Below are 25,521 nucleotides of genomic sequence, written 5' to 3'. Positions count from 1 at the left end.
GTGCCGACCTTTCTGTCTCATGGGCGACACTGGTGGACGGCCCATTAGCCGTGGCCGGATGATGCGCCTAGCATCAGCCTGACCGAAACCCATGCATACCGAGGACCCCACGTGCGCTTTCGTCTGACCCCCAGGGAGACGAGCTTCTATGACATGTTCGCCGCATCCGCGGACAACATCGTCACGGGCTCGAAGCTCCTCATGGAACTGCTCGGGGCGGACACCGCCGGCCGGGCCGAGATCGCAGAGCGTATGCGGGCCGCCGAACACGCCGGTGACGACGCCACACACGCGATCTTCCACCAGCTGAACTCCTCGTTCATCACGCCGTTCGACCGCGAGGACATCTACAACCTCGCGTCCTCCCTCGACGACATCATGGACTTCATGGAGGAGGCCGTCGACCTGGTCGTCCTCTACAACGTCGAGGACCTGCCCAAGGGCGTGGAGCAGCAGATCGAGGTGCTGGCGCGAGCCGCCGAGCTGACCGCCGAGGCCATGCCGAACCTGCGGACCATGGCCAACCTCACGGAGTACTGGATCGAGGTCAACCGCCTGGAGAACCAGGCCGACCAGATCCACCGGAAACTGCTGGCCATGCTCTTCAACGGCAAGTACGAAGCCATCGAGGTGCTGAAACTCAAGCAGATCGTGGACGTGCTGGAGGAGGCGGCGGACGCGTTCGAGCACGTGGCGAACACGGTGGAGACCATCGCCGTCAAGGAGTCCTGAACCCTTCATGGACACCTTCGCTCTGGTCGTGACCATCGGGGTCGCGCTCTTCTTCACGTACACCAACGGCTTCCACGACTCCGCGAACGCGATCGCGACCTCGGTGTCGACCCGCGCGCTGACGCCCCGCGCGGCCCTCGCCATGGCCGCGGTGATGAACCTCGTCGGCGCGTTCCTCGGCAGCGGTGTCGCCAAGACGGTCAGCGAGGGCCTGATCTCCACGCCCGAGGGCTCCAAGGGCATGGGCATCCTCTTCGCGGCCCTGGTCGGCGCGATCACCTGGAACCTCGTCACCTGGTACTTCGGCCTCCCGTCGTCCTCCTCGCACGCGCTGTTCGGCGGCATGGTGGGCGCGGCACTCGCCGGCGGTACGACGGTCTACTGGTCCGGGGTCCTCGAGAAGGTCGTCATCCCGATGTTCATCTCACCCGTGGTCGGCCTGGTCGCCGGCTATCTGGTGATGACGGCGATCATGTGGATCTTCCGCCGCGCCAACCCGCACAAGGCCAAGCGCGGCTTCCGTATCGCGCAGACCGTGTCGGCGGCCGGTATGGCCCTCGGCCACGGTCTGCAGGACGCCCAGAAGACGATGGGCATCGTCGTGATGGCGCTGGTCATCGCGGATGTCGAGGACTACGGCGACCCCATCCCGATCTGGGTGAAGATCGTCTGCGCGGTCATGCTCTCCCTCGGCACGTACGCGGGCGGCTGGCGCATCATGCGCACCCTGGGTCGCAAGATCATCGAACTCGACCCGCCGCAGGGCTTCGCCGCCGAGACCACCGGCGCGTCGATCATGTTCGTCACGGCCTTCATCTTCAAGGCCCCCATCTCCACGACCCACATCATCACCTCGGCGATCATGGGTGTGGGCGCCACCAAGCGCATCAACGCCGTCCGCTGGGGTGTGGCCAAGAACATCATCCTCGGCTGGTTCATCACGATGCCGGCCGCGGCCCTGGTCGCCGCCGCGAGCTTCTGGATCGTGAACCTGGCGGTCCTGTAGGGGCCGCACACCCCCTGGAACGGCGGAGGGCCCGCCCCCGGTCATCCGGGGGCGGGCCCTTCACCTACCTCGCGGCGGCACCGCCATGCAGCACCACGAGGGGTTCTTCGCGGACGGCGGCCTAGCCGAAGCGCCCGGAGATGTAGTCCTCCGTGGCCTGCACGGACGGGTTGGAGAAGATCCGCTCGGTGTCGTCTATCTCGATGAGCTTGCCGGGCTGCCCGACGGCCGCGAGGTTGAAGAACGCCGTACGGTCCGAGACACGCGCCGCCTGCTGCATGTTGTGCGTCACGATGACGATCGTGAAGCGCTCCTTCAGCTCACCGATGAGGTCCTCGATGGCGAGCGTCGAGATCGGGTCGAGCGCGGAGCACGGCTCGTCCATGAGCAGCACCTTCGGCTCGACCGCGATCGCGCGGGCGATGCACAGCCGCTGCTGCTGACCGCCGGAGAGGCCGGAGCCGGGCTTGTTCAGACGGTCCTTGACCTCGTTCCAGAGGTTCGCGCCCTTGAGGGACTTCTCGACGATCTCGTCCAGCTCGGACTTCTTCTTGCCGCCGACCAGCTTCAGGCCCGCCGCCACGTTGTCGTAGATCGACATCGTGGGGAACGGGTTCGGACGCTGGAAGACCATGCCGACCTCACGCCGCACGGAGACCGGGTCGACCCCGGCGCCGTACAGGTTCTCGTCGTCGAGCATGACCTTGCCCTCGACACGGCCGCCCGGGGTGACCTCGTGCATCCGGTTCAGGGTGCGCAGGAACGTGGACTTGCCGCAGCCGGAGGGGCCGATGAAGGCCGTCACGGTACGGGGCTCTATGGCCATCGAGATGTCCTCGATGGCACGGAACGAGCTGTAGTAGGCGTTGAGGCCGCTGACGTCGATTCGCTTGGCCATGGAGATCACTGCTTCTTTCGCGGGGGAACTGGTCGCTGTGTGGCCGCGTCAGCGACCGGCCGTGCGGCACGGCCGCACGTTGTCCTCGTCATCGTGGGGCCTTCCAGCGGGCGATACCGCGGGCCGCCAGGTTCAGGATCATGATGAAGGCGATCAGCGTCAGCGACGCCGCCCAGGCACGGTCGTACGCCGCTCCGGAGCCGCCGCTCTGCTGGAACTGCAGATAGATGTACATCGGCAGCGAGGCCTGCGGGTCGGTGAAGGGGTTCGCGTTGATGTAGTTCGAGCCCCACACCAGCAGCAGCACCGGAGCGGTCTCACCGGCGATACGGGCGACCGCGAGCATCACACCTGTCGTGATACCACCGATGGCGGTCGGCAGCACGATTTTGAGGATGGTGCGCCACTTCGGCACGCCCAGCGCCAGCGAGGCCTCGCGCAGCTCGTTGGGGACGAGCTTGAGCATCTCCTCGGTGGAGCGGACGACGACCGGCAGCATCAGGATGGTCAGCGCCATCGCGCCGGCGAACCCGGAGGGGCCCATCCCCAGGATCAGGATCCAGGTGCTGAGGATGAACAGACCCGCGACGATCGACGGGATGCCCGTCATGACGTCGACGAAGAAGGTGACGGCCTTGGCGAGCCTGCCGCGCCCGTACTCGACCAGGTAGATCGCGGTCAGCACGCCGATCGGCACCGAGATGACGGCGGCGATGCCCACCTGCTCCAGGGTGCCGAGGATGGCGTGGTAGATACCGCCGCCGGGCTCCGTGGTGGAGACCACGCCCATCGAGTGGGTGAGGAAGTAGACGTCGAGGACCTTCACACCGCGGCTGATGGTCTCCCAGATGAGAGAGACCAGCGGGATCACCGCGAGCAGGAAGGCGACCCACACGAGGCTGGTCGCGACCCGGTCCTTGGCCTGCCGCTTGCCCTCGACGCGTGCGGCGATGCCGTACGAGCCGAGGACGAAGAGGATGCCCGCGATCAGGGCCCACTGGATGGAGCTCTCGAGGCCGGCCGCAGCACTGATGGCGAGGCCCACGGCCGCGGAGCCCACGGCGACCGCCCACGCGAACCACTTGGGCAGCGACGCGGCCCGCAGCGTGCTCGGGCCCTTCGGGGTGAGAGATGCGTTGCTCATGCGTTGGCCCCCGAGAACTCCTTGCGGCGGGCGATGATCAGCCGGGCCGCGCCGTTGACCAGCAGGGTGATGACGAACAGGACCAGACCGGAGGCGATCAGGGCGTCCCGGCCCATCTCGGTGGCCTCACTGAACTTGCTGGCGATGTTCTGGGCGAAGGTGCCGCCGCCCGGGTCGAGCAGGCTGAGGTTGATCTCGAAGCTGGACGACAGGACCATCGCCACGGCCATGGTCTCGCCGAGCGCACGGCCGAGACCGAGCATCGAGGCGGAGATGACACCGGAGCGCCCGAAGGGCAGCACCGCCATGCGGATGACCTCCCAGCGGGTGGCGCCGAGGGCCAGGGCGGCCTCCTCGTGCATCCGCGGGACCTGGCGGAAGACCTCACGGCTCACGTTGGTGATGATCGGCAGGATCATGATCGCGAGCAGGATGCCGACGGTCAGCATCGAACGGGGGGCGCCGCCCTGCCATTCGAGGATGCCGGTCCAGCCGAGGTAGTCGTTCAGCCAGCCGTAGAGCCCGTCGAGCTGCGGTACGAGGACCAGGATGCCCCACAGGCCGTACACGATGGACGGCACGGCGGCGAGCAGGTCGATCACGTACGCGATGGGGCCGCCCAGCCTGCGCGGGGCGTAGTGCGTGATGAAGAGCGCGATGCCGACCGCGACCGGGACCGCGATGGCCATCGCGATGACCGACGAGACGATGGTGCCGAAGGCCAGCACCGCGATGCCGAAGACCGGCGGGACTGCGGTCGGGTTCCACTCGAAGGTCGTGAAGAAGTTGGCCTCGTCCTTGCTGATCGCGAGCGCGGCCCGGTAGCTGAGGAACACGGCGATGGCCGCCATGAGCACCAGCAGGAAGACGCCGGACCCGCGGGACAGGCCGAGGAAGACCCGGTCGCCGAGGCGGGTGACTCCGCGCTCGACGCGCTTGTCCTCGCGGGCCTCGGAAGTCGGTGGGGTGGGGGGAGCGGGAGTGTCTTTGGTCGATATGTCCATCAGGTTCTCCGGTCTGCGGAGCCGGCGCGGTAAGGGCGGCGGCTCGGGGCGGAGCCGTCCGCGGTGGCGGGAGACTCCTGGCGGCGGTGCACCGGACGGTGCGGCCCAGTCCCGGTCGGGGCTGGGCCGCACTCGGGTCAGCTCAGTTCCGAGATGGTCGTACGGACCTTGGTGATGATCTCCTCGGGCATCGGGGCGTACCCGGCCTCGGAGAGCAGCGCCTGGCCGTCCTCGGACGCGACGTAGGTGAGGAAGGACTTCGTGGCGGTCAGGGTGTCCGCCTTGTTGCCCTTGTCGCAGACGATCTCGTACGTGACGAGGGTGATCGGGTAGGCGCCCTCGGCGGTCGGCGTGTAGTTCAGCTTCAGCGCGAGGTCCTTGCCGGTGCCCACGACCTGGGCCTCGGAGATGGCCTTGGTGGCGTTCTCCACGGTCGCCTTCACCGGGGTGGCGGCGCCGGTCTTGACGTCGACCGTGGTGATGCCGTCCTTGGCGTAGGAGAGCTCCATGTAGGAGATCGCGCCCTTGGTCTCCTTCACGCCCTGCGCGACACCGGAGGAGCCCTGCGCGGACTGGCCGCCCTTGGCCTGCCAGGCCTTGCCGCCCTCGTACTTCCAGTTGTCGGGGGCCGCGGCGATCAGGTACTTGGTGAAGTTGTCCGTGGTGCCGGACTCGTCCGAGCGGTGGAAGGCCTGGATCTTGAGGTCGGGCAGCTCGGCGTCGGGGTTGAGCGCCTTGATGGCCTTGTCGTTCCAGTTGGTGATCTTGCTGTCGAAGATCAGGGCGAGGGTCTTGGCGTCCAGGACGAGGTTGTCGACACCCGGGACGTTGTAACCGACGGCGATCGGACCGCCGACCATCGGCAGGTCGATGCCCTGACCGCCCTTGCAGACCTCCTTGGAGGCCGTGACCTCTTCGGGCTTCAGCGCCGAGTCGGAGCCCGCGAAGGCGATCTGACCCTGGGTGAACGCGGTGATGCCCGCGCCCGAACCGCTGCCCTTGTAGTTGATCACGACGTCCCTGCAGGTGCTCTGGTACTGCTTCACCCAGGCGTCGATCGCGTTCTTCTGCGCGGAGGAGCCGTCGGCCAGCAGCTGCCCCTTGGCGTCGCCACAGTCGATCTTGCCGGCGGCCGCCGGGGTGTCGCCGCTTCCGCTCGCGCCGCCACTGGTGTCGTCGGACCCGCATGCCGAGAGGGTCAGGACGCCGGTGAGGGCGACAGCACCGAGAGAAAGGGCGCGCAGCCGGTTCTTGCGCTGAAGCTTCACTTTCGGGAGTTCCTTCCAGGAGCCGCCGTCCACATGGCGGCGTGCGAAGTCGTCGTATCAGCCTCGGGACCTGCCCGGTCGATGCCGTCAGTCCCTCGAACTGCTGTCGTCACGGGTTGCACGGCCTCATTTCGGCCCACGTCCCGCACCGGGTAAGGCCGAAATTAGGCAGATCAGGTGAAGCCGCCGATGGACGGAAGTGAACGGCGAGTGAACCCCTGCCGAAAGTGCGGTGAGGTCACGGAACGCTCACGGGAAGAGCACGCGCGGGTTCCGATCCCGCGATCCCCGGGCCGCGCACCCCACAGGCCCCCAGCGTTCCACACGGCCTCGCCCCTCCCAGCTGCTGTGACTCTCCGAACGCATTCAACTACAGAGAGAAGCAATCCCCCATCCGGGCCCGCTCTACGCCCGCCCGCGGCCACCTGCCCGGCGGTGAGGGGCGCGGGAACCCGCGCGGAAACCCCGGGAGACCCTCGGGGCCCCACATCGACGATCCGGGACCCGGGCGGAAACCTCCCGGCACGGTGGCCGCAGAATCAGGTGCGAGAGGGCCACTGCCCCCCGAGGACCGGAACGGGCAGGGGAGACCGGGGCGCATCCGGGAACCCCGTCACCATCCACCCCGTCTCGTTCCACGACCCATCACGCGGCGCACGGGAGGCGCACATGGAACGACGCATGTTCATCGGCGGCGGCGCGGCCGCGCTCACCACCCTGACGGCCTCCGCCTGCACCGGCACGGACCCCGTCCCCGCCGACCGCGCCACGGACACCTCCCTGCGGACGACCACGACCACCGGCACGGGCATCGTCTCCCGGGCCGGCGCGGCCGACTGGTCCGCCCTCGCCCGCGACCTCGACGGCCCCCTCTTCCGCCCCGGCGACAAGGCCTGGTCCACCGCCCGGCAGCTCTACAACACGCGCTTCGACACCCTCAAGCCCACCGCCGTCGCCTACGTCGCCCACGCCGACGACGTCCGCACGACCCTCGCCTACGCCAGGGCCCACGCCATCAAGGTCTCGATACGCAACGGCGGCCACTCCTACGCGGGCTGGTCCTCCGGCAACGGCCGCCTCGTCGTCGACGTCTCCAAGCTGAACAAGGTCCGCGCCTCCGGCGGCGAGGCCGTCGTGGGCGCCGGAGCGAAGCTGATCGACGTCTACCGGGCCCTGGCCGCGAAGGGGGTGACCATCCCCGCCGGCTCCTGCCCGACGGTCGGCGTCTCCGGCCTGACCCTCGGCGGCGGCCACGGCGTGACCTCCCGCGCCTACGGCCTGACCTGCGACAGCCTCACCCAGGCCACGCTGATCACCGCGGACGGCAAGCAACTGACCGCGAACGCCACCACCAACAAGGACCTCTTCTGGGCCCTGCGGGGAGCGGGCAACGGCAACTTCGGCGTGGTCACCGAACTCCGCTTCAGGACCCACCCCGCCCCCCAGGGCGTCACCGCGTACCTCACCTGGCCCTGGTCCAAGGCCGCCGCCGTGGTGCGGGCGTGGCAGGAGTGGGGCCCGACGCAGCCCGACGAGATCTGGTCCTCCTGCCACCTGGAGAACGGGGGCGGCAGCCCGTCCGTCGCGGTCGCCGCCTTCTCCCTCGGCACCTACGGCGACCTGGAGAACGCCCTCGACCGCCTGGCCGACCGCGTCGGCACCCCGGCCCGCAGCGTCTCCCTGAAGCGCCGCTCGTACGAGGACGCCATGGAGGGCTACGCGGGCTGCGGCTCCTTCTCGGCCGACGCCAAGTGCCACCTGCCCGGCTCGACCCCGGGCCGCTCCCCCCAGGGCGCGCTGGGCCGCGAGACGTACGCGGCGCGCTCGGACTTCTTCGACCGCTCGATCTCCTCGGCGGGCGTCCAGACCCTGCTGACCCAGATCACGGGCATGAAGGGCGGAGCCGGCAGCATCGCCCTGACCGCCCTCGGCGGCCAGGTCAACCGCGTCTCCCCCACGGCGACGGCCTTCGTCCACCGCCGCTCCCGGATGCTGGCCCAGTACCTCGCCTCCTGGAAGTCCGGCAGCTCGGGCGCGACCGCGCAGTCCTGGCTCGACAAGGCCCACAAGTCCATGGCCCGCCATGCCTCCGGCGCCGCCTACCAGAACTACACGGACCCCACCCTGACCGACTGGAAGAAGGCGTACTACGGCGACGCGGCCCCTCGCCTGACCGCCCTGAAGAAGAAGTACGACCCGAAGCGCTTCTTCACCTTCCCGCAGGCCCTGTAGCGCCCCCTCCGGGCCCCGTAAGGGGCGCGGCGCGACAAGCCCCCACCGGGCCGCACCCGCTCAACAAGCGGCCCCCCGAGCCGTTGGGCGCTCAGGGGGGCCGAAGGAGGTCGACGGGGCGCAGCCCCTCGGGGGTGGGACGGGTAGGGCGGCGGGGGCGAAGAACATCCCGGGCGCAGCCGAGACGGACACGGAACCCGCACGGACCCCTCAGGCCGCCAGATCCCGCTCCTCCACCGGAGCACCACCGACCCGAGCCCCCGGGATCACCGCACGCCCGCCGTCCCGCCCCCGGGCCCGCACGACCCACCCCAGCCGGGGCGACCGCTCCACGGCCCTCATCAGCGGCGTGAGCAGAGCCATCGCGAGCGGCGACAGCAACAGCACGACCGCGGTCCCCAGCGCGAACCCGCCGATCACGTCGGTCGGGTAGTGCACCCCCATGTACACGCGGATGAACCCGCCCAGCAGACCGATCACCAGACCGACCATCCCGAACTTGCGGTTGGCGACGAACAGCCCCACCGCCATCGCCATGATCAGCGTCGCGTGATCACTCACGAACGAGTAGTCGGTCTTGCCGGAGACGAGCACCTCCAGCCCCTCGTGGTCGAGGAAGGGCCGGGGCCGCTCCACGAACCCGCGTATCGGCACGTTCACCAGCACGGCGACCCCGGCGGCGAGCGGCGCCCACATCAGCGCGGCCACGGACGGGGCGGCGTCCTCCCCGCCCCGCTTCCGCACGCCCCACCAGCACCACAGGATCAGCAGCACCATCGCGAAGAGCAGCCCGTACTCACCCACGAACTCCATCACCCGGTCGAGCCAGGTCGGCGCGTCCTTGGCGAGGCCGTTGATCTCGTAGAGCAGCTCGACGTCGGGATTCGATCCGGATTCAGCGGCGATTGCGGCATGCGCGGCGAGTCCAGCCATCGTGCTGCGGCCCTTTCGTCATCGTTCTCGCGACCGCACCCTTACGTGCGCCGCGCTCTGCCACCCCCGTGGTGTACGTAGTGCTTCCGCGTGAGCGTCAACGGGCTACGTCAATCAGGAACGCACACTCCCCTTCAATGCGTTCCACCCTCCACCGAATGATCACGCAGACGTTATCGAAGAGAGACACGTCTCTGCAGCTCAGGGCAGGGGTTCACAGACAATTACGGCGCTGTCAGACCGTTGTGGGCAATGCTTTCGCGCCATCTTCGGTAACCCGGGTGGCACCGAAGTAGTCGGGGGTGTCAATCGGGTCGAAACGGATGACGGCCCCCGTGCGCGGAGCGTCGATCATATATCCGCCCCCGACATAGATACCGACGTGCCGAATGGCGCGGGAGTTGGTCAGGTCGTCGGAGAAGAACACCAGATCCCCGGGCAGCAACTCGTCCCTCGACGGATGCGGCCCGGCGTTGTACTGATCGTTCGCGACCCGCGGCAGCGTGATCCCCACGGACTTGTACGCGGCCTGCGTCAGCCCCGAGCAGTCGAAGCGTCCGCCCTGCTCAGCGGTACCGGTACCGCCCCACAGATACAGCGTCCCGAGCTTCTTCTGCGCGTACGCGATGGCCCCGGCCGCCTGCTCGCTGGGATCGACCCGGCTCGTGGGCGCGGCGAAACTCTCCGACAGCGTGGTGATCGTCTTGACGTAGTTCTGCGTCTCCTTGTACGGCGGCACGCCCCCGTACTTGATGACGGCGTACGCCCCCGCGTTGTAGGAAGCGAGCATGTTCGCCGTCGGATCACCGGGGACGTCCTTCACGTACTTCGCGAGGGAGCAGTCGTACGAGGCGGCCGACGGAATCGCGTCATTCGGGTCCCAGACGTCACGATCCCCGTCCCCGTCCCCGTCGAGCCCGTGCGCGGCCCAGGTTCCCGGGATGAACTGAGCGATCCCCTGCGCGGCGGCGGGGCTCTGCGCCTTCGGGTTGAACCCGCTCTCCTGGTACAGCTGTGCGGCCAGCAACGCCGGATTGATGGCGTCGCACAGATTGCCCCACTTCTGCACGAGGGTCTGATACGCGGCGGGTACGGCCCCCTTGGCCAGCGCGACGGACTTCCCGCCGATGCCGCCCGCGAGGTTCCCGGCGACCATGTAGACACCCACGACCAGCAGCAACACGAAGCTGAGCCCAACGCTGCAGGCAGCGATCACCACGATCCATGCCTTACGCACCGTCAACCGCCCCTCACCGCGCGCCAGTCCGCCGTCAGCAAGTGTAGAGGCGGCCGCCCACCTGGGGAATGATCACTCGACGGCCCCGCCGTCGACCCACAGCAGCTTCCCACCCTGTGAGACACCGAGGTCCCGCAACACGGACACCCCCGGCCCTCGGCGCATGCGCGTACGAGCTGGAGCCCACTCCCGCGTTCCGCGTCGAGGCCGACGGGTCCGGCGTCCTCCTTGACCCCCCACCGGCACCCGTTGGTCGCGGTCCCCAGAAGTCCTCTGGATCCGCGCCGCCCCCGAGGACGCGACCGGCCCCGGCCCCGGCCCCTGGATCGAGCTCGCCTTCGGGGAGGGGCAGGGCGAAGACGACCCCGACGCCCCCGTCTACATCCGCGAGACCAGCGCCCCGGACAACGTCGTGACGACGAACCGCCGGAAGTGGGACGCGTTCCTACTGGGCGTACAGGCAGGGGAGTTCGACCACTTCGTGGAGGGGGTCGAGGGGTTCGAGTCGACGGTGAAGTAGGCCGGTGCGTTGTCGGTGGGGCGTGCCAGTATCTCGGCATGAAGGTCAACGCCCCGTTTCCGACGCAGCCGCACACGTCGACGGTGTACGTCGACTGGGTCAGAGCCCACGACCCGGCCGGCGAGCCGATCGCGCTGGACGCGCTGGAGGCGGTGCGTGCGCAGATCCGGGTGGCGTACGAGAAGCCGGGCCGTTTCCTGACGGGCATGGAGCGGCAGGCGAGTCGGCTGCCGATGGCGCATCTGCCGTGGTTCTGGGACATGGTCGGGCACCGTCTGAGCGGCTGGAGCGTCCGGTACGCAGGGAAGGCGTTCGCGCTGGCGCGGAAGGCGGAGCGGGAGCATGCGCTGCCGGTGGACGGGGAGTGGTACCGGGCGAACGTACGGCTGTTCGCGGGTCTCGGGGCACTGCCGGTCAAGGAGTTGACGGATCATCAGCGCCGACTGGCCGGCGAGCTGAGCGCGGCGGAGGCGCACGCCGAGTACACGCGGGTGCTGACGGCGTGGGCGGCGTCGCCGGGCGAGTTGCCGGCGACGCTGGCCGGGCGGGTGCGGGCGTCCGCGAAGGCGGCGGGGCTGGGCCGGGACGAAGACGCGCGGGTGCTGGCGGCGGTGGTGGGTGGGGCCCGGGGGAAGGCCGTACCGGATGCCCTGCTGGACGCGGTCGCGGGGCTGCTGGCGGAGTTCCCGCAGGACGACGACGTGAACGCCGCGCTGGTGGACGTGTTCCCGGACGCGCGGGGCGACGCGGCGGCCTGGCTGCGGCTGCTGCTGCGCTCGGGCGCGGCGGAGGCCGTGGTGACCGGGCGGGTGACGCCGGAGGGCGGGGTCGCCGGGTGGCTGGGGCAGTACACACGGATGTACCGGCACGCCCGGGTGGCGGGCGGGGGTGTGAGGTCGCAGCAGATGCCGCCGGAACTGTTCGAACTGGTGACATTGTTCGCGCCTCGGCTGCGCGCGGCCGAGGCGCCCGTGCGGCTGCACGAGGACCGCTATCAGTGGCCGGAGCTGGACGCCGATCTGCTGGACGCCTGTCTCGCGGAGGGGGTCGCGGTCGAGGATCCGGGCGACTCGATCCGGCTGAAGTTCTGGGGCGGCACGTCGCGGCGGGACCTGACCGCCCTGGCGGCCGACCCGGTCTTCGGGCCCCGGCTGGAGGGCACGGTCCACGCCGGTCTGCGCGGCGGCGGCTCGGCGATCACCCGGCTGCCAGAGAACGCGGGCATCGCCGCCGAGGTGCACACCAGGATCGAGAAGCTGATCGGCGCGTTGCGGGGCGGGGGGATCGCGGCGGCCGACGAGGCGGTGGACGAGCTGGCAGCGCTCCTCGACCGCCCGACGGCGACGGCCCTGGACGGCGTCGAGGAAGCCCTGGCCGCACTGGACCTGACCGGCCCGCTGACCCGCGCCCTCACCGCCGGGCTGCCGGAGGAGCTGTGCTGGCCGGCGCTGGAGGCCGTCCTGGCCGAGTTCGGCGACGCCGCCGGACCCGACGACGTCCGCGGCGGCGTCCGGGGCGTCACCTGCACCTGGCCCGTGCTGACCGTCTACGGCGACGACCGGGCCGTGGCCGTGGACCACGCGGGCCGGCGCGGCTCCTGCGCTTTCACGCTCCCCGACGGCACGACGAGTCACAGCGTGCACTTCGCGGGCGGCCGGTTCCTGGTGAGCTCGACCACCCTGAGCCGCACCGCGCTCGCGCGCTTCGGTGAGCAAGCCTTCTGGACCGACCGGCCCGAGGAGGTGTTCGTGCCCGAGCAGCGGGGCGGGCTGCGCCCGTACGACGGGATCATCGACGGCGGCTTCGGCTTCCAGTTCGCGAGCCCGGACAGCGGAGCCGGAGCCGGGCCCGGCCGCCACGACGGGGACCGGGTGCTGCGGCCGGGCGACCGTACTGGCATCGGCAGCCGCGAACTCCACATGAGCGACGGCGAGCGGTTCTGGAGCGCCGACGCCTACCGCGACAACTGGCAGCGCGTCGACCCCACGACCGGCGCACGGACCGGCGACCGCACCCTGCCCGAGTTCCACCGCGACGCCGAAGTGCCCCCGGGCCGAGCCATGTTCATGGACGCGCTCACCCTGGCCGCCCTGCCCGAGGACGCCCCGCCGTCGCCGCTGGGCCAGAACGGACGGCTGACCGGCTGCCACGTCCTGTACCGCACGCCGTACGCGGGCCCCTCCCCCACCGACTTCCTGCTGCGGTCCGTCGACGGCCGTGAGGGACGGTTCGTCAGCACCCGGCCCGGACGCCAGCCGTGGGGCATCCTCCGGCTCCCCGCCGACGGCGAGGACGCGGTGCTGGTGGACCCGAGCAACGTACGGGTCCACGCCGTGTCCGACGGCTCCCTCCTGTGGGAGGCACACGGCTTCCCGGCCAGCGACCGGCACCTGGGCCGCCGCAAGCCCTCCGCCCACAGCGTCGGCCCGCTGCCCCCGCCCGCGTACTGGCACTTCCTCACCCCCCGCGACGAGTCCGCGTCCAAGGCCCTGCGCTCGGTCACCTCCGATGTCGTACGCGCGCTGCTCGACGCGGCCCACGACGCGACGCCACGGACCGTACGCGCCGAACTGGCCCGTCTGCTGCCCGAGGTGACCGAACCGCGGATCGCGGACGGGGTGGTGCGAGTCGCGCTGCTCGCCGCCGAGGTGCTCCGGCGGCGTGAGGATGTGTCCCGGCGCGTGGCCATCATGCGGTCGGGCCCGGTGGTGACACTCCCGGCCGAGATCCCCGACACAGCGCTGTCCCCCGCCCTGTACGGCCTGCTGCCCGAACTCCGCGCCTACGAGGCCCACGTGCCCGGCCCCCGCCCCGCCACCCTCATCGCGGTCGCGGCGGACGGCCGGTATCTGCGCGGCGAGATCGACGACGAGACCCGACGGCTGGCACTGCCCGCGGAACCGCTGGAGTGGGCCGCGCTGCTCGGCCGTATCGACGCGGCGGCCTGGCGTGCCGTGGTGGACACCACCTCCGACGAGGAACGGACGGCCCTTGCGGCGCTGCTCCGCACCTGGAGCGCCCAGCCGTTCGCCGAGCGGGGAGGGCGGTGGCGTACCGGCCGCGCACCGGTGGCGACACTGGCCGCGTCCCGCGCCACCGGGCAGGTCGTCGCCTCGGTCGGCGAACGCGGCGGCACGGCCCGGTTCGCCCAGCGGGCGGACGACCCGGCCCCGGCCCGTACGTCGACCGGGACCGACGGGGAGGACGACGAGACGTTCACCGTCGAGCGGGACGACACCGCCCGCCTGCCCGCCCTGCTGGACCTGGTGGCGAGCCGGGGCCCGCTGCCCCTCACCGCGCGAGCCGTCGAGGTCTTCTCCCGCCGCACGGGGGTGCGCGGCACGATCGCAACGCTGGTCCTGGCCGGCCTGCCCCGACGGCAGCGGTACGACGACGACTGGAAGATGCTGCGCTCGAAGCCGTACAGGGCGACCAAGCCCGTCGCCGACGAGTACCACGCCTTCTGGCACCGGCTCGGCCCGGCGGGACGGCGTGCGGTGCTCGCGGCGGGCATGCCGGAGGACCCGGCCGAGTTGTGGACGGATGGCGGGACGGTCGCGGCCGCGGAGCGCATGGCCGAGGTGTGGGTCGCCCTGCTCGGCGCCACGGCGTACGTGGACGACGGCCTGGCCGACGCGCTGGAAGCCGACCTGGGGCTCACCGGCCCCTGGGCCCGTGCCCTCACCACGGACGAGGCGCCCCCCGCCGGAACCGATGTGGGCCCGCACGGATTCGTCCTGGTCGGCAGCGTCAGCGGCGGACTCACTCTCCACCAGGCATGCCCCGACGGCACAGCGGGCGACCGGGTGTCCCGCTCCGACCTCCCGGACCGGCAGCTGCTGTCCGTCGTGGCCTGGGCCCTCACCGAGCGCCCGGTCGGCGACCCCGCCACCGCGGGCGCCGTCGCGCTGTACGGCCGGCTGCGGACACTCCTGGACGCCCCCGGCACGCTCGTCCCCCTGAGCCGGCACCGGGCGCTCGCCGCGGCGGCGGCCGACGCCCCGGGCTTCGTGCCCTACGAGGGGGCGGTGCTGCCCTGCCCCCATCCCCTGCGGGAGAACGTGACCGAGACGTCCACGGCGTACGACGACGGCCTCTTCGTGGTCGCCGTCCCCCACGGCGACGTCTACCTCCGGTCGTCCGCACTCGCCGATCCGGACCGGCTGGAGCGGGCGGAACGCCTGTGCGACGAACTGGCCCTGTCCTGGCTCCTGGGCGAGATCCGTGCGCTACAGGAGCTGCGCGTCGGCGGGCTCCTCCGGATGACGGAGCGAGTGTCCACGACCCCGGTCCCGCCGGGTGGCCACGAGCTGAACCCGGCCCTGAGCACCCCCGGCCTCGTCGCCGAGGCCGCCGAAACCCTGGGCGTCGGCACCGACGCCGCCACGCTGTACCTTCAGCTCCTCGCCCTCGCCCGCCCCACCGACCAGAACGTCCGCCGCTGGAACGGCTGGACGCCCGCCCGGCACAGAACCGCGCAGACAGAGCTGTCGGCCGTGGGGGTGGTGGAGAACGACAAGCGCCCCCGAACAGGGCGCACGGTGTTCGTCCCGGGCCCGTGGACCGACCTCAAGGCGCCCCATCTCCCCCTGGAGACCGCCAAACTGGCCGCCCACCGCGCACCGTCCGCCACGGCGACCCACCTGCACGGCCCGTTCACCCGCCTGCTGCCGCCGGTACCACCGCACGAGCTGTTCGCCGGCGCTTGGGCCGAGTCGCACATCCGAGTACGGGGGAAGTGACCGGGGGCGGACGCCCGAGGAAAGACGACAGAAGGACTTCACCAAGCCGGAGCCGGCCCAAAAACTCCCAGTGCTTTGGAGTCCAGAGAAGCCAGAGAGGCCAGAGAAGGACTCATCCCCAAACGGAGCCGCCCCAGGGACAACGCCTCAGGTCGGAAACTCGCCCAACCAGCCACGCGCCTTCCGTCGCCGCGGTCACGGCGAACACCACCGACCCGAGCTGCATCGCGGAGACACCCGCCTCCCACGTCTCCCGTTCAGCGGCCTGCGGATCGATCACGCAGCGAGCCCGAAGGTGAAGGAGCGCCGTACCGTGGCGTCGATCAGCAGCCCGCGGCACCGACCGCCATCCCGTCGAACGCGATGTCCCGGCAACCGTCTCCAGCTGCTCCAGATTCCCGGTGAACTCCGGTATCTCGGCCGAGACGACGGGCCCGTCCTCGCTCACGTCCACCCCCGTGGACGACGCCCTCGCAGATTCGTTACTCCAACCCGGCTTTCCACCCACGTACCTGACGCTCGGACACACGGGATCACCCAGTCGATCGTTTGTACCAAAGTTGCGATCGCGATCCCATGCAGTTCTGGCCAGAGCTGAGCCCCGCCGGAACTCCCGGCCCCCACACACGCCCCCTACGTCCACATCAGGCACACTCGGACTCCGGAGAACACCGGAGCGACGGAACACACCCGACACCCCGTCAGAAGCGGGACCGGGCAAGCCCCCAGAGGGCACGAAAGGGGAATAACGACGGAACCACACCACAGGTTCCGTTTCATCCTCATTGCCCGGCGTGACCTGCCGTGATACACAGAGTGACGATACGACCCTTCGCTTACCGTTCCGCGCCCCCCGTTAGGGGCACGTACGGGCCGGCGGCAAGGGATCCGTACGAAAACCGCCAATCAATGACGCCAAGTCGACATACGTCGGCGCCATTGTCAGCGAGAATGGGCTCGACCTCTGCGCACCCGCGCGGAGGCGTGCGGAGCGAACGCCCCGGCGCACGCGCCGCACAGCCACCGAAGACAACAGAACTACCCACTAGGGGCGGTGACTTACATGTTCGTTGCGGCCGACAAGGGCGACATCACCACCATCATCGGCGGAATCGCCCCGGACTGGGGGCCTTTCGGCAGCCTGGGCAACGAGGCACGCGTGATGATCGAGGTCGTGATGGCGGTCGCCATCCTCCTCTGCCTCGGCATCGCGATCTGGGGCGCGGCCAAACAGCGCATCGGCGCGACCGCCCTGCGCGACACCTTCAGCGCCGAACAGGGCAAGGGCCTCATCATCGCCGGCCTCACCGGCGTCTTCATCATCGGCTCCCTGGGCACACTCTTCACCATCGTGTACGGCATGGCCGTGTAGCGCGGCGGCCCGCCCTCGTCCCGGCCGGGCCGCCGGCTCCGCCCTGCTCCCCCTCCCACCCCACCCGTCCGTCGTGCCCACCGGCTGAGGTTGCGTTTCCCTGATGTCGAGTCTCCACACCGCGCCCGCGCGGGAACCAGCGCGGCTACCGTCGTACTGCTACGCCTTTCCGTACGACGTCGAAGTTGAAGGGGCGACTGCGGCATGAGTCTCGGCGACGAGCAGGGGTACGGCGAGCCCTCACGCTCCGGTGACGACGCGTACGGGGGATACGCCGGCACCGGCCAGACCCGAACCCGCCTCCCCGAAGGCGGCGGCGACCCCTACGGCGGCGCCCCCCGCCGCCCCCGCTCCTCCTCCAGAAGCCTCGTCACCGTCGTCGGCGTCGTCGTCCTCCTCATCGCCGCGATCGCCTTCGCGAACCGGGGCGGCAACGGCAACACCACGGACGACTCCGACGGCGACACGACGAAAACGGCCCCCACGGCGGCTTCGGGAGAACGACCGGTCACCACGAAGACCGGCGGCATCCCCTCCGGCTTCGCCCACGACCAGCAGGGCGCCGAATCTGCGGCCGCCAACTACTCCGTGGTGCTGGTCTCGGCCGACATCCTCAAGCCGGCCCGGCGAAGCGCGATCGTGCAGCAGGTCTTCGTCGCCGAGAAGGTCGACGACCTGGAGGCCAGTCTCAACAAGGCCTACGACGCGAACTTCCTGGCCGATGTGGGCTTGGACGAGAACGGCAACGCCCCGTCCGGCAGCACCTACGTCTCACGGACCATGCCGGTCGGCACCAAGGCCACGAGCTACTCGAACAGCACCGCGACCATCGAGGTCTGGTGCACCGGAGTATTCGGCATGGCCTCGGAAGACACCACCAGCCCGGTGACCAGCGACTGGTTCACCATGACCCTGAAACTTCGCTGGGCCGACGCCGACTGGAAGGTCGAAAGCTTCGCGCAGAAGGAAGGCCCGGCACCGGTCAACGGTGACAACAAGGTCTCGACGGCTGACGAGATCTCGAAGGCCGTCGAGGAGTACGGAGGGTTCAGTTATGCCCGGTAAATCACACCACGTACTCAAGGCCGCCGCAGTTCTCACAGCTGTACAGACTTCGGTCGTTCTGCTGGCCACTCGCGCAGCCGCCGCGCCCACGCCCTCGCCGTCTCCCTCGGCCTCGGACGACCGCTGCGACCTCATCGTCGGCCCCGCCAAGGACTACTGCGAACGCGGAGCCGGCGACAGGGGCAACACCCGTACCCTCCCCAACGACGTAACCACCACCCTCGACCCCCTCTCCTCCCTCGCCCAAGGCTGCGCCGACGCCGCCTCCTGGACCATCGACAAGCTCTCCGCCGCGGTCAACGACACCGCGAACGTCGACTTCACGAACCCCAAGTTCCTGCAGCAGTACGCCGTCGTGTTCGCGGCGTCGACGATCCTCACCCTCGTCCTGTGGCTGCTCGCGGTGGCGAAGCGGGCCGTGCGGGGCGTCCCCCTCACCACGGCCCTCTCGGAAGCCGTCGGCTTCCTCTGGCTGACGGTCCTCGCCTCCGCCTTCACCCCCCTGATCCTCTACACCGTCGTCTCGGCCACCGACGGCGTCACCGACGTCCTCGCCAAAGCCACCGGCGACCAGACGGACACCTTCTTCGGCACCTTCTCCGGCGCCCTGAAGAAGGGCGAGGACATCGGCGGCGGCCCGATCATGCTGATCGTCGTCTCCCTCGTCTCCATCCTCGCCGCCGGCGTCCTCTGGCTGGAGCTGGTCATCCGCGCCGCCCTGCTCTACGTCGGCGCACTCCTCGGCACGGTCGTCTACGCCGGCCTGGTCGACAAGAACCTGTGGGGCCACGTCCGCCGCTGGGCGGGCATCATGATCGCGGTCATCCTCATCAAACCCGTGATCGTGATCGTCCTCGGCCTCGCCGGCGCCCTGTCCGCGGACGACGGCCCCGACGCCTTCTCCGCCGTCGTCTCCGGCCTCGCCATCATCCTCCTCGCCATCTTCGCCTCGGCGATGATCTACCGCTTCGTCCCCGGCTTCGGCGACGAGATCGCGGGCTCCCGCAACAACCGCATCATGCGCGGCGCCGAAGGCAAGGCCGCCGCCGTCATCAGCTCCCCGGCCAGCCTCGTCGCCCAGGGCATCAAGACCCACAGCTCCCGGGCCGACAACAACGGCGGCGGAAACAACACCCCCCGCCCGGCCAACCCCGTATCCGGCGGCGTGGCCGCCCACAGCTCGCGCACCTCGGGCGGAGGCGGCGGAACTGTCCCCTCCGCCGCACCCCCGCCCCGCACGAGCCCGGTCAACACCCCCCACGCCGGCAACACCCGCAACAGCAACCGCACGGGAGGTGAAGGGCGTTGACGACTGATTCCCACGCGGCCCATATGTCCCACTCAGTCACGCCCCGCCGTACGTATCTGATCGGCCGCGCCCGGCCGAACGCGATCATCGGCCGAAACCGCGAGTCCGGCGAGATCGCGCTCATCATCGCGGGCGCGTTCCTCGGCATGATGTGCGGCCTCCTCGTGCCCGTACTCGTCCCCCGCATCGCCCTGCTCACCGGCTTCCCGATGCTCGCGCTCGCCGCGGTGTACGTGCCGTACAAGCGCCGGACCTTCTACAAGTGGTTCGAGATCAACCGCAGTTACAAGCGCAGTCTGCGCCGCGGCACGACGTACCGCTCCACCAACATGGAGGCCGGCACCCGCCTCGACGGCCGTGAGGTCGAGGTCGGCCCTCCGCCGGGCATCGGCCGCATCACCTGGCTGGCCGCGCCCTTCGGACCGGACGAGATCGCCGTCCTCCTGCACGCCGACCGCCGGACCGTCACCGCCGCCATCGAGATCGAGGGCCCCGGCGTGGGCCTGCGCGACTCCGAGGACCAGGAAGCCCTCGTCGACCGCTTCGGCACCCTCCTCAAGCACGTGGCCAACGGCGACGGCTTCGTCACCCGCCTGCAGATGCTCGCGCGCACCCTCCCCGCCGACCCCGACGCCCATGCCAAGGACGTCGCCCAGCGCGGCGACGAACGCGCCCCCGGCTGGCTCCAGCAGTCGTACGACCAGCTCCAGTCGATGGTCTCCACCAGCAGCGAGCAGCACCGCGCGTACCTCGTCGCCTGCATGCACTACTCCCGCGAACTCGCCGCCGAGGGCCACGCCATGGCCCGCGCCGCCCGCCCCAAGGGCCGCAAGCTCGACAAGGACGCCGGCCTCGCCGTCGTCATGGCCCGCGAGCTGACCGACATCTGCTCGCGCCTCCAGGAGGCCGACATCCGCGTACGGCAGCCGCTCGGCCAGGGCCGCCTCGCCTCCCTCATCCACTCCATGTACGACCCGGACCACCCCATCGACCACATCCAGGCCATGACCAAGCGCAACGCCTGGCCCGCCGAACTCGACGCGATGGAGCCGGACTACCTCCAGGCCAAGACCCGCGAGTCCTCCACCCGCGCCCCCTGGTGCCACGCCACGGCCTGGGTGAAGGAGTGGCCGATGACCCCGGTCGGCGTCAACTTCCTGGCGCCCCTGCTGGTCCACACCCCGGACGTCATCCGCACCGTCGCCGTCACGATGGACCTCGAACCCACCGAGGTCGCCATCGAACGCATGCTCACGGAGAAGACCAACGACGAGGCGGAGGCATCCCGCGCCGCCAAGATGAACCGCACCGTCGACCCCCGTGACGTGGCCTCCCACTCTCGCCTCGACCAGCGCGGCGAAGACCTCGCCAGCGGCGCGGCCGGCGTCAACCTCGTCGGCTGGATCACCGTCTCCTCCCGCTCCCCGGAGGCCCTGGCACGCGACAAGCGCACGATAAGGGCCTCGGCCGGCAAGTCGTACCTCAAGCTGGAGTGGTGCGACCGCGAACACCACCGGGCCTTCGTCAACACGCTCCCGTTCGCCACCGGAATCCGAAGGTAGGGCTGCCGCGATGCGGGATCACCCGAGGACCCCTGGAGCCCCACCGCACTTGGAGGTGAAGCACTGATGCGGGACCCGATGTCCGCCCTCACGGACGCCTTCACGTCCTTCCTCTTCGGCAAGGTCGAGACGACCCGCCTCCCCGTGCGCACCTCCACGGGCCAGGCCCAGGCCGTGTACCTGCCGACCGCCGCCCCCGGCCTCGGCGACTCCGGCGTGATCATCGGCCGCGAGGTCTACTCCGGGAAGGGCTACATCTACGACCCCTTCCAGCTCTACGGCCAGCAACTCCCCGCCCCGCACTGGCTCGTCCTCGGCGAGTCCGGCAACGGCAAGTCGGCCCTGGAGAAGACGTACGTCCTGCGGCAGCTGCGCTTCCGCGACCGCCAGGTCGTCGTCCTCGACGCCCAGGGCGAGGACGGCGTCGGCGAATGGAACCTCATCGCGGAGGAGCTGGGAATAACTCCCATCCGCCTGGACCCGACGGCCGCCCTCGACATGGGCATCCGCCTCAACCCCCTCGACCCCTCGATCACCACGACGGGCCAGCTCGCGCTGCTCCGCACGATCATCGAGGTCGCAATGGGCCACAGCCTGGACGAACGCTCCGGCTTCGCCCTCAAGGTCGCCCACGCCTACGTCAACGAGACCATCGTCGAACGCCAGCCGGTCCTCACCGACATCGTCGAGCAGCTCCGCCACCCCGAGCCGGAGTCCGCCGAGGCGATGAACGTCGCCATAGACGACGTACGGGCCTGGGGCCTGGACGTGGCGCTGGTCCTGGACCGCCTCGTCGACGGTGACCTGCGCGGCATGTTCGACGGCCCCACCACCGTGGGCATCGACCTCGACGCACCCCTCATCGTCTTCGACCTGTCCCACATCGACCGCAACTCCATCGCCATGCCCATCCTCATGGCGATCGTCGGCGTCTGGCTGGAGCACACCTGGATCCGCCCCGACCGGAAGAAGCGCATCTTCCTGGTCGAGGAGGCCTGGCACATCATCAACAGCCCCTTCGTCGCCCAGCTGTTCCAGCGTCTGCTGAAGTTCGGCCGACGGCTCGGCCTGTCCTTCGTCGCGGTCGTCCATCACCTGTCGGACGTCGTCGACGGCGCGGCGGCCAAGGAGGCGTCCGCCATCCTCAAGATGGCCTCGACACGGACGATCTACGCCCAGAAGGCGGACGAGGCGAGAGCGACCGGCCGCGTACTGGGCCTGCCCCGCTGGGCGGTGGAGATCATCCCCACCCTCACCCCGGGCATCGCCGTCTGGGACGTCAACGGCAACGTCCAGGTGGTCAAACACCTGATCACCGAGACCGAGCGCCCGCTGGTCTTCACCGACCGCGCGATGACCGAATCGTCCGCCGACCACCTGTTGGACGAGGACGACGCCCTGCGCGCCGCCGAGTTGGAGGCGGAGGAACGGGCGGCCGCGTTCGTCGAACACCGGCTGAGCGAGATCGACGGCTACGGCTCCTCCGAGTCGACGGTGGCCTGACCGGGGCCAGGACGAACCCATACGAACAGAGCAGCACGAGCGGGCGGCTACGAGCCGGAACGGACAGGGCCGGGCCGGGCCGGGCCGGGCAGGGCCAGGCAGGGTGACAGCGTGAACGGCGGCATGCGATGAGACCGGACGACCGGCACCCCCGGCAGGGGGGCGGAGGCGGCATTCCCGACGGGCTGCTGATCGCCCTCCTCGGATTCCTGGTGGGCCTGACCCTGCTGGTCTGGTCGGCCACCGGCCTGGCCGGCCTCTTCGCCCACGGCGCCTGGCCCGACGCCGTCACCTTCGGCCGCACCCCTCTCGCCGTACGCAACCTCGTCTCCGCCCCCCAGGACCTCGCCGCCGCCTGGCCGGACACCCCCGCCGAGCAGCTCTCCGGCTACGGCCTCTTCTGGGGCCTCGTCATCAGCCAGCTCATGGTCCTCCTCGTCCTGACCGTCTTCACCATGGGCACCCTGGCCCGCTGGAGGGCCGTACGGTCCCGGGAGAAGGCCGCCCGGCTCCGGACGCAGGCAGCCGAGGCACCCGCAGCCGCCATAAGCGCGCCACCCACCGCATCCCCCGCCCACACCCCGGTCGAACAGACCGCCCCCGCCGAACCCTCCACCGGAGGCAGGACCCCCCACACCACCCCGGGGACCGCCCCCTCGGGGGAGCCGACCGCCCCCCTCCCCCCACGCGGCGGCGGCCTCGCCCCGCCCGCGGGGTTCCCCACCGCACCCGCCCCACCACTCCCGGAACCACGGCACGGCACTCACTCCACAGCACCGACGCCGCCCGCCTCACCGGCCGAGGCCGACGCACCGACCGGCCCGCACCCGGCCGGATGGACACCCACGCTCCCCCCGGTCGTCCTGGGCCCCGCCGCGTCCCGCCGCCCCACCACCGTCCAGGCCGTACGGGACGCCGAGGGCCCCGCCCTGGTGGTCACCTCCGACCCCACGGTCTGGTCGGAGACGAAGGACGCCCGCGCGAAGCTCGGCCCCGTCCTCCTCTACGACCCCGCGCACCGCTGCGACACCCCGGCCCGCCTCCACTGGTCCCCCGTCACCGGCTGCGAGGACAAGCCGACAGCGGTGGCCAGGGCGACCGCCCTGCTCGCCGCCGTCCGCCCCACCGCCAAGATCGACCAGGCCATGGCGGACACCGCGGAAACCCTCCTGCGCAGCTACCTCCACGCCGCCGCCATAGACAACCGCACCATCCGCCACCTGCACCGCTGGGCCCAGGGCGGCAACGTCCAGGAAGCGGTCCGCACCCTGCGCACGAACCCCAAGGCGGCCCCCGGCGCGGCGGGCGAACTGGAGTCGGCCCTCACCTCGCACCCCGAACGCCGAGACATCGCCCAGCAGTTGACGGCAAGGGCCCTCTCCGCGCTCTCCACGGTCAACGTCAGGGAATCCTGCACCCCGAACCGCGCCGACTCCCTAGCCCTGGATTCCTTCGTACACGAAGGGGGAACGCTCTATGTGGTCGGCGACCCCATCGAGGACCCCAAGGCGAACCCCTCCGCCATGCCCCTGCTGACGGCCCTCGCCTCAAGCGTGGTCGAGCGCGGCCGGCGCATGGCCGAACGGTCATCCTCCGGCCGCCTCGACCCACCACTCACCCTGGTCCTGGACGACGTGGCAGCCGTGGCCCCCCTCCCCCAGCTCCCCGCGCTCCTCACCACGGGCCACGACCAGGGCCTCCCCACCCTGGCCCTCCTCCGCTCCCGCGAACAGGCCAGATCCCGCTGGCCGAACGACGAGCTGCCGCTGCCGTAGCGGCCGTTCACGGCCGCCTCAGTGGCCCTTCACGGCCGCCTGAGTGGCCGTTCACAATCGCCGGAGGGCTCGCTCACTCCGCCGGCTGCTCACCCTCGGAGGGCACCGCGTACCCGGCGACGGACGGCCACCGCACGGTCAGCACCACCGACTCCTCCTCCGCGACCCAGGAATGATCCACCCCACGCCCCCAGACCACATAGTCGCCCTGCTGCTCCAGCACGACGCTGCGTCCGGGGAAGTCGACCCGGAACCTGCCGCTGATCAGCACCTGGAGAGCGGTACGTTCCTCGCCCCGAACCCACTGCGCACGCGTGTCGCCCTGTGGGTGTACCCCCCACTTGATCTCCACGTCCTCGCTCCGGCGGGGATCCCCCTCCGCCTTGAAGTGCCCGAGCAACCACCCGCGGTCCAGCGCCGCGTCCTTGCCCGCATTGCCCACATACACGCTGTCGTCCATGCCGCCGAACGCTAACACCGGCTCACCCGGGGCCCCCTACGCGGCCGTCAGCTCGTATTCCAGCTCCCGCGTCCCGTCCCGCTCGACCACCACCCCGCTGCCCGCGAACCCGATCCGTCGGTAGAAGGCCGCGGCCCGCCCGTTCCCCTCGTTCACGAACAACCGCACCCGTTCGACACCGACACCCCGGGCCCACTCCACTGCGGCCGCGAACAGCGCCTCGCCCACGCCCTTCCCCCGGTATTCGTCCCTCAGGAACACTCCCACCAGGTGCGCCTGCCGCCGCTCGACGGTCCCCCCGAAGAAGTCCCGCGTGCCGGCCTCTTCCATGAGGACGGCCACCGTCCCGGCCCACCGCCCGTCCTGGTCCTCCGCCACGAACTGCCGGCGCTCCCGGGCGCCCTCCGCAGCCCCTTCGGTCCGCTCCTTCCAGAAGGAGTCCGGTCGCGCCGCAGCCTCCTGGTACGTCTCCAGGAACGCGAGATGCGCCACGGGGTCCCGCAGCGCCGCCAGGCGCAGTTCCCGCACGTCCCGCCACTCATCAGCCCGCACAGCCCTCACCAGCAGATTCATGCCGGCCACGGTAGTGCCGGGCTGCCGTCGGGTTCATCTGGTTTCTGGCCCGCCCGGATACTCCTGGAAACGCAGAAAGGCCCACACCATAAGGTGTGGGCCTTTCTCAATATTTGTTCGGCGGCGTCCTACTCTCCCACAGGGTCCCCCCTGCAGTACCATCGGCGCTGTAAGGCTTAGCTTCCG

19 protein-coding genes are annotated in these 25,521 nt (G+C 70.4%); 11 read left to right on the top strand and 8 right to left on the bottom strand.

What is annotated here, in order from left to right:
- Positions 1-111 precede the first annotated feature (111 nt).
- On the top strand, positions 112-732 hold the full coding sequence (locus ACFU5F_RS30235) for a DUF47 domain-containing protein (protein ID WP_013002574.1): 621 nt from the start codon (positions 112-114) through the stop codon (positions 730-732).
- Between the two features lie 7 nt (positions 733-739).
- A complete protein-coding gene (locus ACFU5F_RS30230; RefSeq protein WP_383893954.1) occupies positions 740-1,738 on the top strand; it encodes an anion permease in 999 nt (332 codons plus the stop codon).
- Positions 1,739-1,859: 121 nt separating this feature from the next.
- Here ACFU5F_RS30230 and pstB read toward each other — a convergent pair whose 3' ends face one another.
- From pstB to pstS, 4 genes are all read right to left on the bottom strand, one after another.
- Positions 1,860-2,636, bottom strand: a complete 777-nt coding sequence (gene pstB, locus ACFU5F_RS30225) for a phosphate ABC transporter ATP-binding protein PstB (RefSeq protein WP_037726303.1) — start codon at positions 2,634-2,636, stop codon at positions 1,860-1,862.
- Positions 2,637-2,724: 88 nt separating this feature from the next.
- Positions 2,725-3,780, bottom strand: coding sequence for a phosphate ABC transporter permease PstA (gene pstA, locus ACFU5F_RS30220; protein WP_383893950.1), 1,056 nt, complete (start codon positions 3,778-3,780; stop codon positions 2,725-2,727).
- On the bottom strand, positions 3,777-4,784 hold the full coding sequence (pstC, locus tag ACFU5F_RS30215; protein WP_383893947.1) for a phosphate ABC transporter permease subunit PstC: 1,008 nt from the start codon (positions 4,782-4,784) through the stop codon (positions 3,777-3,779). Before pstC ends, pstA begins: the two co-directional genes overlap by 4 nt.
- A gap of 137 nt (positions 4,785-4,921) precedes the next feature.
- Positions 4,922-6,052 (bottom strand): phosphate ABC transporter substrate-binding protein PstS, encoded by a 1,131-nt coding sequence (gene pstS, locus ACFU5F_RS30210; protein WP_383893944.1) that lies wholly within the window; start codon positions 6,050-6,052, stop codon positions 4,922-4,924.
- A 669-nt stretch (positions 6,053-6,721) separates the two neighbouring features.
- Between pstS and ACFU5F_RS30205 the strand changes: the two genes are divergently transcribed.
- Positions 6,722-8,284 carry an FAD-binding oxidoreductase gene (locus ACFU5F_RS30205; RefSeq protein ID WP_383893941.1) on the top strand — a complete coding sequence of 521 codons (1,563 nt, stop codon included), beginning with the start codon at positions 6,722-6,724 and terminating at the stop codon, positions 8,282-8,284.
- A gap of 210 nt (positions 8,285-8,494) precedes the next feature.
- On the opposite strand, the gene ACFU5F_RS30200 is transcribed toward ACFU5F_RS30205, so the two are convergent.
- Positions 8,495-9,217 carry a phosphatase PAP2 family protein gene (locus tag ACFU5F_RS30200; protein WP_383893938.1) on the bottom strand — a complete coding sequence of 241 codons (723 nt, stop codon included), beginning with the start codon at positions 9,215-9,217 and terminating at the stop codon, positions 8,495-8,497.
- A 235-nt stretch (positions 9,218-9,452) separates the two neighbouring features.
- Positions 9,453-10,460 (bottom strand): NlpC/P60 family protein, encoded by a 1,008-nt coding sequence (locus ACFU5F_RS30195; RefSeq protein ID WP_383893936.1) that lies wholly within the window; start codon positions 10,458-10,460, stop codon positions 9,453-9,455.
- A 271-nt stretch (positions 10,461-10,731) separates the two neighbouring features.
- Between ACFU5F_RS30195 and ACFU5F_RS30190 the strand changes: the two genes are divergently transcribed.
- The 8 genes from ACFU5F_RS30190 (at position 10,732) to ACFU5F_RS30155 (ending at position 24,302) form a co-directional block, all read left to right on the top strand.
- Complete coding sequence (locus ACFU5F_RS30190) at positions 10,732-10,974, top strand: DUF397 domain-containing protein (protein ID WP_383894040.1); 243 nt, start codon at positions 10,732-10,734, stop codon at positions 10,972-10,974.
- A 38-nt stretch (positions 10,975-11,012) separates the two neighbouring features.
- Positions 11,013-15,716 carry a hypothetical protein gene (locus ACFU5F_RS30185; RefSeq protein WP_383893933.1) on the top strand — a complete coding sequence of 1,568 codons (4,704 nt, stop codon included), beginning with the start codon at positions 11,013-11,015 and terminating at the stop codon, positions 15,714-15,716.
- Between the two features lie 1,063 nt (positions 15,717-16,779).
- Positions 16,780-17,088: a hypothetical protein gene (locus tag ACFU5F_RS30180; protein WP_013002563.1), complete on the top strand. Its 309-nt coding sequence runs from the start codon at positions 16,780-16,782 to the stop codon at positions 17,086-17,088.
- A gap of 204 nt (positions 17,089-17,292) precedes the next feature.
- Positions 17,293-18,153 (top strand): hypothetical protein, encoded by an 861-nt coding sequence (locus ACFU5F_RS30175; RefSeq protein ID WP_383893929.1) that lies wholly within the window; start codon positions 17,293-17,295, stop codon positions 18,151-18,153.
- On the top strand, positions 18,143-19,462 hold the full coding sequence (locus ACFU5F_RS30170) for a hypothetical protein (RefSeq protein WP_383893927.1): 1,320 nt from the start codon (positions 18,143-18,145) through the stop codon (positions 19,460-19,462). The genes ACFU5F_RS30175 and ACFU5F_RS30170 overlap by 11 nt, the downstream gene beginning before the upstream one ends.
- Before the next feature lie 23 nt (positions 19,463-19,485).
- Positions 19,486-21,024: an SCO6880 family protein gene (locus ACFU5F_RS30165; RefSeq protein WP_383893925.1), complete on the top strand. Its 1,539-nt coding sequence runs from the start codon at positions 19,486-19,488 to the stop codon at positions 21,022-21,024.
- A 66-nt stretch (positions 21,025-21,090) separates the two neighbouring features.
- Positions 21,091-22,527 carry an ATP-binding protein gene (locus ACFU5F_RS30160; protein ID WP_383893922.1) on the top strand — a complete coding sequence of 479 codons (1,437 nt, stop codon included), beginning with the start codon at positions 21,091-21,093 and terminating at the stop codon, positions 22,525-22,527.
- 128 nt (positions 22,528-22,655) lie between these two features.
- Positions 22,656-24,302, top strand: a complete 1,647-nt coding sequence (locus tag ACFU5F_RS30155) for a type VI secretion protein (RefSeq protein ID WP_383893919.1) — start codon at positions 22,656-22,658, stop codon at positions 24,300-24,302.
- Positions 24,303-24,375: 73 nt separating this feature from the next.
- On the opposite strand, the gene ACFU5F_RS30150 is transcribed toward ACFU5F_RS30155, so the two are convergent.
- Both ACFU5F_RS30150 and ACFU5F_RS30145 read right to left on the bottom strand, forming a co-directional pair.
- Positions 24,376-24,762, bottom strand: coding sequence for a signal peptidase I (locus ACFU5F_RS30150; protein ID WP_383893917.1), 387 nt, complete (start codon positions 24,760-24,762; stop codon positions 24,376-24,378).
- Between the two features lie 36 nt (positions 24,763-24,798).
- Complete coding sequence (locus ACFU5F_RS30145; protein ID WP_383893914.1) at positions 24,799-25,335, bottom strand: GNAT family N-acetyltransferase; 537 nt, start codon at positions 25,333-25,335, stop codon at positions 24,799-24,801.
- Positions 25,336-25,521 lie beyond the last annotated feature (186 nt).

This window comes from Streptomyces sp. NPDC057438 (assembly GCF_042802995.1).
Classification (GTDB): Bacteria; Actinomycetota; Actinomycetes; order Streptomycetales; family Streptomycetaceae; genus Streptomyces.
Note: the sequence above shows the minus strand (reverse complement) of the source record. Positions and strands in the feature narration are given on the sequence as shown.